This is a genomic window from Paraburkholderia sp. RL18-085-BIA-A, from assembly GCF_046027075.1.
In the GTDB taxonomy this organism is placed as follows: domain Bacteria; phylum Pseudomonadota; class Gammaproteobacteria; order Burkholderiales; family Burkholderiaceae; genus Paraburkholderia.
The window spans coordinates 1-12401 of record NZ_JARESU010000088.1 but is presented as its reverse complement, the minus strand read 5'-3'; the positions used below and the strand labels follow the sequence as shown (position 1 = coordinate 12401).

Annotated in this window: 12 protein-coding genes and 2 pseudogenes; 6 read left to right on the top strand and 8 right to left on the bottom strand. The window is 61.0% G+C overall.

The annotated features are described in order from the left end of the window. Positions 1-131 precede the first annotated feature (131 nt). The 4 genes from P0D89_RS36520 to P0D89_RS36505 all read left to right on the top strand — a co-directional run bounded on the left by P0D89_RS36520 (position 132) and on the right by P0D89_RS36505 (position 3452). Complete coding sequence (locus P0D89_RS36520) at positions 132-1658, top strand: CoA-acylating methylmalonate-semialdehyde dehydrogenase (RefSeq protein ID WP_408366075.1); 1527 nt, start codon at positions 132-134, stop codon at positions 1656-1658. A gap of 140 nt (positions 1659-1798) precedes the next feature. Continuing rightward, positions 1799-2125, top strand: a complete 327-nt coding sequence (locus tag P0D89_RS36515) for a nuclear transport factor 2 family protein (RefSeq protein ID WP_408366077.1) — start codon at positions 1799-1801, stop codon at positions 2123-2125. 2 nt (positions 2126-2127) lie between these two features. Further along, positions 2128-3024: an NAD(P)-dependent oxidoreductase gene (locus P0D89_RS36510; protein ID WP_408366079.1), complete on the top strand. Its 897-nt coding sequence runs from the start codon at positions 2128-2130 to the stop codon at positions 3022-3024. A 20-nt stretch (positions 3025-3044) separates the two neighbouring features. Beyond that, on the top strand, positions 3045-3452 hold the full coding sequence (locus tag P0D89_RS36505; RefSeq protein WP_408366081.1) for a nuclear transport factor 2 family protein: 408 nt from the start codon (positions 3045-3047) through the stop codon (positions 3450-3452). Between the two features lie 93 nt (positions 3453-3545). On the opposite strand, the gene scpB is transcribed toward P0D89_RS36505, so the two are convergent. The 6 genes and pseudogenes from scpB to P0D89_RS36475 form a co-directional block, all read right to left on the bottom strand. Next, entirely contained in the window at positions 3546-4337 is a 792-nt protein-coding gene (gene scpB, locus P0D89_RS36500; RefSeq protein WP_408366099.1) for a methylmalonyl-CoA decarboxylase, read from the bottom strand. 8 nt (positions 4338-4345) lie between these two features. After that, on the bottom strand, positions 4346-5596 hold the full coding sequence (locus tag P0D89_RS36495; RefSeq protein ID WP_408366083.1) for a CaiB/BaiF CoA transferase family protein: 1251 nt from the start codon (positions 5594-5596) through the stop codon (positions 4346-4348). A gap of 463 nt (positions 5597-6059) precedes the next feature. Beyond that, positions 6060-6887 (bottom strand): alpha/beta fold hydrolase, encoded by an 828-nt coding sequence (locus P0D89_RS36490; RefSeq protein ID WP_408366085.1) that lies wholly within the window; start codon positions 6885-6887, stop codon positions 6060-6062. Next, a complete protein-coding gene (locus P0D89_RS36485; protein ID WP_408366087.1) occupies positions 6871-7002 on the bottom strand; it encodes a hypothetical protein in 132 nt (43 codons plus the stop codon). The genes P0D89_RS36490 and P0D89_RS36485 overlap by 17 nt, the downstream gene beginning before the upstream one ends. Further along, the gene (locus tag P0D89_RS36480) at positions 6990-7448 is read right to left on the bottom strand and encodes a nuclear transport factor 2 family protein (protein ID WP_408366089.1); all 459 of its coding nucleotides are present in this window, start codon (positions 7446-7448) and stop codon (positions 6990-6992) included. Before P0D89_RS36480 ends, P0D89_RS36485 begins: the two co-directional genes overlap by 13 nt. A gap of 546 nt (positions 7449-7994) precedes the next feature. Further along, positions 7995-8541: pseudogene (locus P0D89_RS36475) on the bottom strand (oxidoreductase); the annotation flags it as partial. A 68-nt stretch (positions 8542-8609) separates the two neighbouring features. Here P0D89_RS36475 and P0D89_RS36470 point away from each other — a divergent pair. Then, positions 8610-9083, top strand: a complete 474-nt coding sequence (locus P0D89_RS36470) for a MerR family transcriptional regulator (protein WP_408366091.1) — start codon at positions 8610-8612, stop codon at positions 9081-9083. Positions 9084-9278: 195 nt separating this feature from the next. Here P0D89_RS36470 and P0D89_RS36465 read toward each other — a convergent pair whose 3' ends face one another. Next, positions 9279-10634 carry an MFS transporter gene (locus P0D89_RS36465; RefSeq protein ID WP_408366101.1) on the bottom strand — a complete coding sequence of 452 codons (1356 nt, stop codon included), beginning with the start codon at positions 10632-10634 and terminating at the stop codon, positions 9279-9281. Positions 10635-10833: 199 nt separating this feature from the next. Here P0D89_RS36465 and P0D89_RS36460 point away from each other — a divergent pair, with 199 nt between their 5' ends. Continuing rightward, complete coding sequence (locus tag P0D89_RS36460; RefSeq protein WP_408366093.1) at positions 10834-11730, top strand: LysR family transcriptional regulator; 897 nt, start codon at positions 10834-10836, stop codon at positions 11728-11730. A gap of 329 nt (positions 11731-12059) precedes the next feature. Here P0D89_RS36460 and P0D89_RS36455 read toward each other — a convergent pair. Beyond that, positions 12060-12401: pseudogene (locus P0D89_RS36455) on the bottom strand (hypothetical protein); the annotation flags it as partial.

The window sequence follows — 12401 nt, the reverse complement described above, 5'->3', positions numbered from 1 at the left end:
GCATCAGAAGGGTTCTTCCCCTTCTGCTTCCAGCGCGGACGCGGACATCAGGTATTCCCTCGGGGATAGTCTGAATTTGTCTGGTCGGCGCAGCAGCACCGACAACATCAACCAGGAATCGACACTGATCCATGAACGCATCTCCCCAAACAGTATCCGGCACACCGCCCAAGGTGACGCTTCTGATTGACGGTAAGCCAGTTGAGTCCAGTACCCAGGAGTGGCGAGAGGTTGTCAATCCCGCTACCCAGGAGGTGCTTGCTACGGTCCCGTTCGCGACCGCAGACGAGATTGACCGTGCAATCCGTTCGGCGCACGCGGCTTTCGAGAAATGGAACCGTACCCCTGTGGGTGCACGCATGCGTATCATGCTGCGCTATCAAGCACTTGTTCGCGAACAGTTGCCCCGTATTGCGAAGACGTTGAGCGCGGAGCAGGGCAAAACTCTGGCAGACGCGGAGGGCGATATCTTCCGTGGGCTGGAGGTGGTCGAGCACGCATGCTCGGTCGGCAGCCTCGGGCAAGGGGAGTTTCTCGAGAATGTCGCCGGCGGTGTAGACACCTACACGCTGCGCCAGCCAATCGGCGTCTGTGCAGGCATTACCCCATTCAACTTTCCCGCGATGATTCCGCTGTGGATGTTCCCCATGGCAATCGTCTGCGGCAATACCTTCGTTTTGAAGCCTTCCGAGCAGGACCCGCTGTCGACCATGCAACTGGTCGAGCTTGCAATTGAGGCGGGCGTGCCTCCAGGCGTTCTGAACGTGGTCCACGGCGGCAAGGAAGTCGTCGATGCCCTGTGCACGCACGAACTCGTGAAGGCAGTCTCTTTCGTGGGATCAACTGCGGTCGGCACCCACGTGTACCGACTTGCAAGCGAGCATGGCAAACGCGTTCAGTCGATGATGGGCGCAAAGAACCATGCGGTGGTGCTGCCCGACGCGAACCGCGAGCAGACCTTGAACGCGTTGGCCGGTGCTGGTTTCGGCGCGGCTGGCCAGCGCTGCATGGCGACTTCGGTCATCGTGTTTGTCGGTGAGTCGCATCAATGGCTGCCAGATCTGGTCGCCAAGGCGAAACTGTTGAAGGTCAATGCTGGGAGCGAACCCGGAACGGATGTCGGACCGGTGATTTCACGCGCGGCGAAGGCGCGCATTCTTGCGCTGCTGGAAACCGGTGTGGCCGAAGGTGCGACGCTAACCCTCGACGGCCGCGATATCAGTGTGCGAGGGTACGAAGATGGGAACTTCATCGGGCCGACGATTTTCTCGGACGTGACGACTGAAATGCAGATTTACAGGACCGAAATCTTTGGTCCTGTGTTGCTCGTGATGTCTGTTCCGACGCTTGACGATGCAATCGCTCTCGTAAACAGTAATCCCTATGGAAACGGCGTGGGGTTGTTCACGAGCAGTGGCGCTGCCGCCCGGAAGTTTCAAAGCGAAATCGATGTCGGCCAGGTTGGTATCAACATTCCGATTCCGGTGCCGGTCCCGTATTTCAGTTTCACGGGCTCACGTGGTTCGAAACTGGGCGACCTTGGCCCGTATGGCAAGCAGGTCGTCCAATTCTATACGCAGACGAAAACAGTCACCGCACGCTGGTTCGACGACGCGACGGTGAATGATGGCGTCAACACGACGATCAGCCTTCGCTAGAAAGCAATGTCTGCCCGGGTCGACCGGCCTTCATCCGAAGTCTGTGTTCGGCCCGGGCGATTCCGGCAGAGGTGGAATGAATGCAGAGCAGCTCATTCGAGAACGAGAACTCGATCACGCACACGCGGTGATCAGTGCGGATGTGGAGGCGCTGTCAGACATACTCGGCGACAGCCTCGTCTGGGGTTCACTGGTCTGCAAGGGTTGAGAGCAAAAGCGATGTCCTGAGGATGCTTTCGGCGCGAGCGACGCAGTATCTGAGCATCGAGCTCGATGACCAGTTGGTGCGGCTGCACGGTGGCGTTGCCGTCGTGACCGGTCTTGCAAGCATGCATGCCGAAATCGCGGGAACGCAGAGAGTGTTTCGGAACCGGTACACCGCAACATGGGCCCGGGAGGGCGAAAACTGGCGCATGGTGTCCTGGCAATCCACGGCATTGCGTGCGAAGCAGGTGCAAGGAGAATAGAGATGAACGTCGAGACGTGCGTTTCCTGGATCGGTGTTGGGCGGATCGGTGGCCCGATGGCCAGGCATCTCGTCAACGCGGGGCTTCGAGTGAAGCTGTACGACCGCAGGCCTGAGGCCGCCAACGCCATTGCAGCAGGCAAAGCTGTCGTCGCGTCCAGCGCGGCCGAGTGCCTGGCGGGTGCATCGATCGTCTTCACATCATTGCCCAACGATACGGCGCTCGAGCAGGTCGTACTGAATGGCGACGGGGCGCTGGCGCGATGCGCGGGGGCGGTCCTCGTCGAGACCAGCACGATCTCTCCCCAACTTTCGCAGCGGGTTGCCGAGGCGTGCATCGCGCACGGCGTCGACTACGTCAGGTTGCCGGTGTCCGGCAACCCCGCGATCGCCGAACAGGCGCGGTTGAGCGCATATGCGTCAGGTCCGCGCGAAGCATGGGAACGTGTCCAGCCGATCGCTTCGCTTTTCAGTGCTTCGCAAACCTACATGGGCAGTGGGGACGAGGCACGGTATATGAAGCTCGTACTCAACTGCCTCGTCGCAAACTTTGCGCCGTTGATGGCGGAGTCGCTCACCTTGGGTCGCCGTGGCGGCATCGGCTGGAAAACGATGCTCAATGCGATTGGCGCTTCGCCCTTGTGCTCCCCATGGCTCAAGCCGAAGTTGGCCGCGTTGGAAAACCGGGATTTTTCCGCGACTTTTCCGCCCTACATGATCGTGAAGGATGTCGATCTGATGCTTGACGCCGCGCGTGAACTCGGCGTGACGATGCCGATGACCGCGGCAACGCGCCAGAGGATGCAAGGTATGTGCGCGGAACCATTTCGGGAGGAGGACTTCTTCGCGTTGGTCAAGGTGGTCGAGCGAGACTCGGGCATGGGCGATATCCCGTGCTGACGGATAGAGGAGGGTGGCGAATGCAGGATGTGAAGACCAGGGAGCGACTGGATACCGTTCTTGAGCTGGAATCGATCCGGCAACAGGCGATGCTCGACCGGGACATGCCGTTGTTGCGAGAGCTCTTTGCGGAGGACGCGATCTATACGCACTCGTCGGGCAACGTGCATGACAAAGAGGGGTACCTGCGTGCATTAGCCGCCGGTGAGTTCCTTTACAGATCGATTGAAATTCGCGATCGCCACTGCCAGGTGCTGGAAGATGCGATCGTGATAACCGGCTATTCAACGCATGACGTGGTCTTTCTATCCGGACCCAGAAAGTTGGAAGCGCGATTCCTGAGCGTCTGGATAAGGGAGCGGAACACGTGGCGCCACGTTGCATGGCAGACCACGCCGCTCGATCAACCGTTTGCGGTGCCGGACTAGTGGCGAACGTGTATCCGGCTAATCGCGATGTACGCACAACTTTCAAAGTAGTTTCGATTTTCAGTTGGCGTATCTGTTGCCGATTTCCTGTAACTACTCGCCCGTGAACTTCGCGGGCCTGCGTTGGGCGAACGCTTCGAGCCCCTCGGTCATGTCGGCGCTCTCGCACGCTATGCGGCGCAACTCTGCGATGCGCTCCATCGCCTGAACCGGCATCGGCTGCAGGTCTTCGAGCACGCGCAATTGCTCCTTCACGGCCTGTATCGCGAGCGGCGCTTTTGCGGCGATGCCGCGCGCGACCTCGAACGACGTGGGTTCGAGCGCTTCCTGCTCCACGAGGCGGTTGACCACGCCGAAGCGATCGGCCTCCATCGCATCGAGCGGACGCGCGCAAAAGAACATGTCCTTCAGTACGTGAATCGGCAGATTGTTGAAGAAGCGCAACAGCCCGCTCGTCGTGTAAGGCAGCCCAATGTTCGCGGGCGTCATCGCGAAGCGGGCACTCGTGTCGGCGATGACGAGATCACAGGTCATCACGAGGTCGACGGCACCGCCCCATACCGAACCGGAGACCGCGGCTATCACGACCCCCGGATACGTGCGCACGCGCCGCAGCGCCTGTTCGAGCGGCTTGCCCGAGGCGAGCGGGTCGTGGTCGACGGCGAGTTCGCCGAGATCGTGGCCCGCGCTCCACACGTCCTCTCCGATACCGCTGCCGAGCACGACTACCGGCACGCGTTTCGCGGCGAGTTCGGCGAGGCGGGCGTCGAGCGCGTGCAGCAGCGCATTGCTCAGCGCATGACGACGCGACGGATTGCGAAAGACGATCTTGCCGATGCATCCTTCGATCACATCAGCGCTCACGGTCACCGGTTCTGTGGGCATGGTTGTGTTCACTGCGCGACTCCTGATATGGATTGTTGCGCCTCGATGGGCGGCGCCTGGTGGACGACGCCTGCGGCGAGCAGCGCGTCGATATCAGTCGGGTCGAAGCCGGCTTCACGCAGGACTTCGGTCGTATGCTCGCCGAGCGCGGGCGCTGCGTGGCGCGTTGGGTGGCGCTGCGCGCCGCCGCTTTGCGCCGCCGTTCCGAATACCGGTGTCGGGATCTGACGCAGCGCGCCTAGTGTCGCATGCTGGATCGTCTCGACGAGACCGCAGTGCTGCACCTGCACGTCCGCGAACACTTCGTCGAGCGTGTGGATCGGGCCCGCCGGCAGTCCCGCGGCGACGAACAGGTCGGTCCACGCGCGCTTGCCACGTGTCTTCAGCCTCGTCTCGAGTACAGCCTTCAACACGTCGCGATTGGCGACGCGCGCCTCGTTGGTCGCGAAGCGCGGATCGTCGGGCAGTTGCGGCAGGTCGAGCAGTTGGCACAGACGCTGCCACATTCCCGTCGTGATCGGCGCGAGATTCAACGGACCGTCGGCGGTCTCGAACACGCCATAAGGTGCGATCACCGAGTGCGCGTTGCCGGTGCGGCGCGGCACGTCACCGAGGCTCAGGTAGCGTTGGCCGTGCACGCTCAGGAGCCCGACGAGGCTCGCAAGCAGCGAAGTGCTGACGTGCTGTCCACGTCCGGTGTGGACACGCTCGTAGAGCGCCGAGAGGATGGCCATTGCGAGCCACATGCCGGAGCTCAGGTCGCCGATCGCGGTGCCGGTGCGCGTGGGCTCGCCCTCGGCGAAGCCGGTGAGGCTCATCAAGCCCGAGTAGCCCTGTGCGATCTGGTCGAAGCCCGGCCACTCGTGCAGCGGGCCGTCAGGGCCAAACGCGTTGATGCTGCCCATCACAAGCCGCGGATTGCTCGCACTCAGTACATCGTAGCCGAGCCCCATGCTTTCTATCGTGCCCGGCTTGAAGTTCTCGATCACGACATCGGCGCCGTCGATTAGTCGCCGCACCGCATCGAGACCTTGCGGGGCGCGCAGATCGACGCACAGGCCGCGTTTGTTCCGGTTGCACGACAGATAGTAGGTGCTGATGCCGCGATCGAACGGGCCCCAGGTGCGGCTCATGTCGCCGTGCGGGCCGGCTTCGACCTTCACGACATCCGCGCCGAGATCAGCGAGTACCATCGAGCAGAACGGCCCCGATAGTGCGCGCGTCAGATCGACGACCTTGATTCCTTGCAATGCTTGCATGCAGTATCTCCAGGCGAATAGTGAAATGATCGTGGCGCGCTATTCCGGCAGCGAATGGCAATCATCACGATGCCGGGCGCAAAGGCGCGGCCGGCCACGCGACGGGCACGCCAAGCGACGCCTGCCAATTGATTGAGGCGCCGAGTACGAAGTTGACACCGATAGGGTCAGTGGCACTTCCAGCGCCTTCTGAATCGAAGGCTGGGTCTGCATTCTCATATCGATTGCGAAGGGCTGCATTCCTCCAGGCGCACCTGGGAATATCGAAAGTAAGAGTTGGTTGCGTGACATATCGGCTGTTTGAACGTCGGTAGTTACATGGGTATCAAGCTCGGGATAGCGGAGTCTGAGTTCCCTTGGGTCCGGTGCAAACCGGATTTGTCGTATCGTGGTACAGCCGTAGCTGGGCCGCGGAGGACGATGCAAAAATTTCGGGCAGAGTAGTGCGCCGTATACCAGGATCCTACGAACTCAGCGTGCTAATTTCGCTCACGAACTCCCGCAAGAGGCGCGCGATCTTCTCGGGTTGTTCAATGTGAGGAAAATGCCCCGATTTTTTGACCAATTCAATGCGTGCCGTAGGCGCGACAGATGACACGAACTGGAGCCATGACGACTCGCTGGTTTCATCAATGGGACGACGCTTGCCCCGAGCGTCAAAGTACATGCTTTGGATAACCAGCATCGGCTTGGTGAAACGGCTGAGGCGCATAGCCATAAGGCCTGCATCCCAGCCAGCCATGCTGGCGAACAATGCTGTGCCTCCAACAGGATCGATGTCCTTTGCCCGTGCCAAAACGGCTTTGGACATCGGGCTTTCACTAAGGAACATTTCGTTGAATCGATTTTCTACAAACTGGGTGAAACCAGATTTTTCCACGAGAGAATAGATCTGCTGACGGGCGGCGTGAGCGTTGCGCTCGCCAATCATGCTGGCCTCGATCAGCACCAATCCATTAACCAGTTCTGGGGCCAGTGCGGCGACTTCGAGCGCGACGCGACACCCGAGACTGTGAGCTGCAAGAATGACAGGTGCGGCTCCAAATCTCCGCAGGTGCCTCACTACTTCAGCAGCAAAGTATTCGATCGACCAATTTGACGTGATGGCGTCGTGAGGCGCCTGCGGCGCAGGCGCAGTTCCGTGGCCGGGAAAGTCATACATAGAGAATTCCGGGTGAGCCTGCAGAAAGCCGGCTACAAATCTCCAGTCTTCCTTTGCGCACGCAAATCCGTGCAGGAACAATAACCGGGCCTCTTTCTGACGAGTGATGGCATTAGATGTTTCTGTCATTCTCAAGTCCCTCCAGCATCGAAATCAAAACCGCGTGCTCGATTGCGTGAATTGCGGCCAACCGCGCGCGCGGGATTTGAAGCCGGACCTTTGCGTCGATCGTCACCGTGTCCATGGCCAGTCCTGATGTACCGAACTCGCCGGAGTCGACTGCCACGCCGCCAGCCGCCATGAATCGTTCTCGTCCACCCAGACATTGGTGTACCGGTTCATCAACTCGCACTCCCGGCCTTCGACGACGACCCGCATCTCGGCCGTCCCGGTAATGACGACGGCTCCATCGCAATGAACCCAACGCTCGGCGGACCGTTCGATCGACAGGTAAATCACCCGGCCCGAGGCTATGCGCTCGAGGAAGGCCGCCTTTCCGTCGCAATGTCCTGATGCGTGAGTCCAGCACAGCCTGTCACTCAACAGCGTGTTCAACCGGCCAATGTCCGCACCGATCATTGCTGTCCAGCGGCTCTCTTCGAGTTCATTGACGTCATGCGCTAGCGGGTTCATCGCGACACCTCCGACAATGTGGGATCCAGGCGCATCGCCATTGACGGACAGCAGCAACTGCACTCCTGTAAGCACCGCAAATGGTGCGGGTACCCGTGCAGGCCCCATGGGATTGCTGGCGGCACGATACGCCCAGCGACATTCGCCGGGGCCAAAGAAAAGGGGATGTTTGTCATGTCTTCCTGAGCGTAATTGCAGTCTTCGATACGACGATCAGACAAGGTCTACAGTCTTCGGTACGACAATAATAATCGCTAATGCACACGTGTGCAACAAGGGGTGATTCAAACCCCTTGTAATGTAGTCATATTTGACGGGTGCTACTGCCTTGATCTGATGCGCCCATGTCTCTGGAGGGATCGAATCGCGCTATGTCGGATCGAGGCAATCGTGAGTTGTTATGCGTACGTGTGTCCTGACGTGCGGAAGTTGTAAGAGGCGCTTCGAGGAGGAGAACGAGACTGGGCAGTGATGAAGCGAAGCGCGTCGCATCGCAACTTATGCATGACAGAGACACCGCGCCCTGGACGCGTTGACGCGAGAGAGTCTCGGGCTCGATCCGACGGACCCCGGTGGCCATCCGTGTCCGACGTGAGGTTGTCACGACAGGAACTGCGAAATTAGGTAGCCGTGTGCTGCGTGGATCTGCACCCCGTCGAATCCGGCCGTTTCGGCCGCTGCAGCCGTATCGGTGAAGCGTTCGATGATCTCGTGAATCTCGGCTGTCGTCATCGCGCGGTTTGGCGAACGATTTGCTGTGCCGGCCGAGGTCGAGCGGAACGGCGGACGGTGCCCACGCGTCGTGACCCATTGCTGCAAGGACTTGGCGGCCGGGATGATTGATCTGCATCCATATCCGGGCGCCATGCTGGCGAGCGGCGGCCGCCCACTGCCTGAACGGTTCGAGTGGCGTGTTCCGCTCGAGCACGACGCCGCCGGGACCGGTCAGCGCTCTTGCGTCGATCATCACGTCGCCGGTGATCAGCAGTCCCGCACCGCCGGCGCCCCAGGCGGCATAGAGACGCCACAGTGCGGCGCCGGGTAATTGACCCGGGTCGGCGAGATTTTCCTCCATCGCGGCGTTGGCAATGCGGTTGGGGAGGGCGCTGCCGTTGGGCAACTTGAGCGGAGTGAAAAGCGAAGTCGTCATCGGATAACGTGTTCGACGTGTACGAGGTCCCTATACTAAGTTTCAAGTCCACTTTAAGGTCAAGCACGATGAAGATCGGGGAACTGGCGGCGCGCAACGGCATGACCACCTCCGCGATCCGCTTTTACGAACAGAGCGGGCTGTTGCCTCAGGCAGGCCGTGGCCCGAATCGCTACCGTATCTACGACGACACCGCGGCGGAACGGCTGGGGCAAATTCAGCTGGCGCAGCGGCGGGGCTTCACGCTGGACGAGATGCGCGCCGCAGTCGAGGAAATGAAAGGCTTCTCAAAGGAGGGGCTGCTCGAGCGGATCGACCAACGCTTGCGTGAGATCGACGAACTTCGCGCGAAGCTGGATGGGCAGCGCGCGGAACTGCATCAGATACGCGATGTGCTTCAGGCCGAATGGGCGGCGGGGCGCTGCTTCAAAGTCGATCAATTCGAATCGGCGGCGCCGGCCGCTGCGAAGAGCCGTCGTTCGAAGCGAGCGGCTCCAACACATGATTTTGCCGGGCGCAAACGGCCGGCGAGGCACGCTTAGATACCCGAAGTGCTTCAATGGAGCAGGACCGTTATCGACAGGTGAGATTGGCGCACAATGCGTTCCATACTGCGCTTCACGTGGGTCGGGACTTCGAAGCCGGCAGCGCTATCCACCTTACTGGAATCGTCGAACTGTCACCGGCACTCAGCCCCGTTCTTACGGGCGATGCGGAGTATGTGGCGAGTGCTTCGCTCACTCTCCCGCGTCCCGCGAGCGATGCGAGCGAACCAGCAGGCGTAGGCCGCTAACGATGCCGCCCACGCCCGCGAACATCGCACCGCCTGCCAGCGCGAGGGTGGGGCCGTGCCGGCCCGCCAGGCCGAAGCACAATGCGACAAGTGCTGCGCCCGTGGCCTGCCCGATCAGGCGCGCTGTCGCGACGACACCGCTGGCGCCGCCGCTGCGCGCGTGCGGCGCGCTTGCCATCAGCGCCTTGATGTTCGGCGACTGGAACATGCCGAAACCGACTCCGCAGATCGCCATTCGGACCGTGACGGTGTATATGGACGGATGACCAGGTAACAGCGTCAGCGACACGAGGCCCGCGCAAAGACAGGCTAGCCCCGTCGCGCCCAGCACGCCCGGCGGATAGCGGTCCGACAGCCGTCCCGCAATGGGCGCTACGATCGCCACGACGACGGGCCACGGCGTGATCAGGAAACCCGTCTCGATCTGGCTGCGATGCAGCACGTCTTCGAAATAGAACGGCAGCGATACGAACGCGAGGCCTTGCGCGGCGAACGCGCAAACGGCCGTCACCGCCGACAGTGCGAATACGGGCCTTTTGAACAGATCTATGGGCAACATCGGCGCGAGCCGCCCGGCTTCGCGCCGTAGCAGCCACGCGCCGAAAACGAACGCGAGTGCAAGGGCGCCGAGCACGTGGGTCATGGACCCACGTTGTCCTCCTTCGCCGACGGCGAAAATCAGCGACGCCAAGGTGATGACGCTCAGCAAGGCCGCAACGGGATCGAATGAATGCGCGATTTTGGCCGCCCGGGGCAGCGCGGGCAGCGCAAATGCCAGTCCAATGAGTCCGAGCGGCACGTTGATCATGAAGAGCCATGGCCATGACGCCGTGGAAAGAATTAGCGACGCAATGGTAGGCCCGACGGCAACCGAAACGCCAACAACAAGCGCATTGACACCGACGCCGCGTCCCAGCTGGTGTCGCGGATAAAGCGCACTGACGAGCGCGATGCTGACGCTTGTGATCGCGCTTCCGCCAAGGCCTTGCAGAAGGCGAGCGGCAGCGAGCAGTGGGAGCGTCGGCGCGGCCGCACAAGCCAGCGACGCGGCCGTGAACAGCGCCAGGCCGCCGATGTAGATACGTCTGTGCCCCAGAAGGTCGCCTAGCGCGGCGAAGGGCAGTATCGTCGCGACCATCGCGAACTGATAGGCGTTGACGACCCATACTGACTGCGCCGGCGTGGCGTGAAGAGCGGCGGCGATCGCGGGCAGCGCCGTGTTCGCGATCGCGGTATCGAGCGTCGCCAGCGCAACAGCCAGCATGACCGCGACCAAAGCGAGGCGATTGCCGGCTGACATCGGCGCAGAGATGCCACGCACAGCGCCATTGCAAAGATCGGACACGATGCCCTCCTGGTTCGAACGAAACTTGATGTCTTCATTGTTCGGCGAGCAGCGCGGAAAGCGTGGCGCCGTTTGATTCCCGCGAGGAATACCAGCGCCACGGCGAACCGACTTCCGCTAAAGTCGGACTTCGGCAATGGCTGGGAGAGAAAGGATGAGAATCGAAGATCTACGCGTATTCTCCGCGCTTGCTGAGACGCGCAATCTGCATCGGGTTGCACAGAAAACCGGCCTAACGCAATCCGCTGTGTCGAAGATCCTGCAGCGGCTCGAAGCCGAGTTCGACACACGCCTTGTGGACCGAAAGGGCCGGGGCGTCGAGCTGACCGCGGCGGGGCGCGTACTCGTCGCGCGTGCCGCCGACGTCGGTGCGTCGATCGCGCAGACCTACGCCGAAATGGCGGCGGCGAAGTCCGCGTCGGCGGGCAAGATTCGCATCGGTGTCGTGCCGGCCTTGCTGGAATCGGCGCTGCTGCCCATCCTCGCCCGCTATACGGCGCGTGCGAGCGCCATCTCTTTCAGGCTCTCCGTCCAGGTCTCGGCACTGCTGTTCGACGAGCTGAAGGACGGGCAACTGGATCTCGCGCTGTGCTTCATGCCGGACCCCGTAGCGGACGACGAACTCCAGTCGGACGAGATCGGCAGGCAGCGCTACCGGATCGTCGCGCGGCAAGGTCATCCGCTGGCACGCACGCCGGCCGATCCTCCCATGCTGCAAGCGGCGAAATGGCTGCTGCCGCTGCCGGGTCACGGGCTGCGCCAGATCGTCGAGCGCTACTTTCATGACCATGATCTGGTGCCTCCTCAGGCAGTGGTCGAAACTGACGCATCGATATCGCTGCTAACGTCCTTGCTGCGCAACAGCGATCTCATCACGATGCTGACCGAGCCGATGCTCCAGACCTATGAGGGCCGCGATCTCGCTGCCCTGCCGTACGAAACGGCGCTATTTGAAAGCACCATCCGGTTGTTCTATCGCAGGAAAGCGACCATGTCGCCTGCAGTGCAAAAGTTTCGCTCGACATTGCATGAAGCATTGAAGGGTCTTTGAATCCGGAGCGGCAGCAGCAGGCATTGTGATGATCCTGAGTGGTGTGCTCAATGTCGCAGTTTCGCCGCTGCTCGTGTTTTTTCTGAAGTCCGTGTTGGGATGATTGGATTATTTTGCGCGCGTTGGCTCGTGGCGCGATCGCGGCGACTATCGTCATTCGCACAAGGCCCTTTCGTGACAGCCAGCCTCCAGACATATATCTGGGTCTTTCCGGACGATGGCACGATGAGAAATCAACGAGACGAAACATGCTCAGATCGCTCCTTATTTCCTATCGGGCCCGTGCGACGCAAACGACAGATCGTGACAATCGGCTTGCTATCGCTCAATCATGGATGTCCTTTGGTTAACCGTTTCTGTCCTTCGCCGTTTCGAAATAGTCCACCATCAAACCATCGGGATTTCTCGCGATCAGGTTGCGCCCAGCCGGCGTGTCGCGTGGAGTGCCAGGAATCGCGGCACCATGCCTTTCCAGCCAGGCGTTTGCAGTCGCCAACGAGTCGACTGTCAAACGTCGCCTGCACATGGCGCACCGGGTCGAGCGCCTTGTCGCCGCCGGCAAGGAGAATGAATCCGCCGACCACAGCGACTTCAACGCCGGCCTCGCGAAATAAAATCCTTTTGTCGCACTTTGATCTGCTGCAGTTCTTCGTAGAACGCAATGGTGCGGC

Excerpts from the sequence above, each read along its gene's own strand:
- P0D89_RS36520 (WP_408366075.1), top strand. The coding sequence starts at position 132 with ATGAACGCATCTCCCCAAACAGTATCCGGCACACCGCCCAAGGTGACG.
- P0D89_RS36515 (WP_408366077.1), top strand. The coding sequence starts at position 1,799 with ATGTGGAGGCGCTGTCAGACATACTCGGCGACAGCCTCGTCTGGGGTT.
- P0D89_RS36510 (WP_408366079.1), top strand. The coding sequence starts at position 2,128 with ATGAACGTCGAGACGTGCGTTTCCTGGATCGGTGTTGGGCGGATCGGT.
- P0D89_RS36505 (WP_408366081.1), top strand. The coding sequence starts at position 3,045 with ATGCAGGATGTGAAGACCAGGGAGCGACTGGATACCGTTCTTGAGCTG.
- scpB (WP_408366099.1), bottom strand. The coding sequence starts at position 4,337 with ATGCCCACAGAACCGGTGACCGTGAGCGCTGATGTGATCGAAGGATGC.
- P0D89_RS36495 (WP_408366083.1), bottom strand. The coding sequence starts at position 5,596 with ATGCAAGCATTGCAAGGAATCAAGGTCGTCGATCTGACGCGCGCACTA.
- P0D89_RS36490 (WP_408366085.1), bottom strand. The coding sequence starts at position 6,887 with ATGACAGAAACATCTAATGCCATCACTCGTCAGAAAGAGGCCCGGTTA.
- P0D89_RS36485 (WP_408366087.1), bottom strand. The coding sequence starts at position 7,002 with ATGGACACGGTGACGATCGACGCAAAGGTCCGGCTTCAAATCCCGCGC.
- P0D89_RS36470 (WP_408366091.1), top strand. The coding sequence starts at position 8,610 with ATGAAGATCGGGGAACTGGCGGCGCGCAACGGCATGACCACCTCCGCG.
- P0D89_RS36465 (WP_408366101.1), bottom strand. The coding sequence starts at position 10,634 with ATGTCAGCCGGCAATCGCCTCGCTTTGGTCGCGGTCATGCTGGCTGTT.
- P0D89_RS36460 (WP_408366093.1), top strand. The coding sequence starts at position 10,834 with ATGAGAATCGAAGATCTACGCGTATTCTCCGCGCTTGCTGAGACGCGC.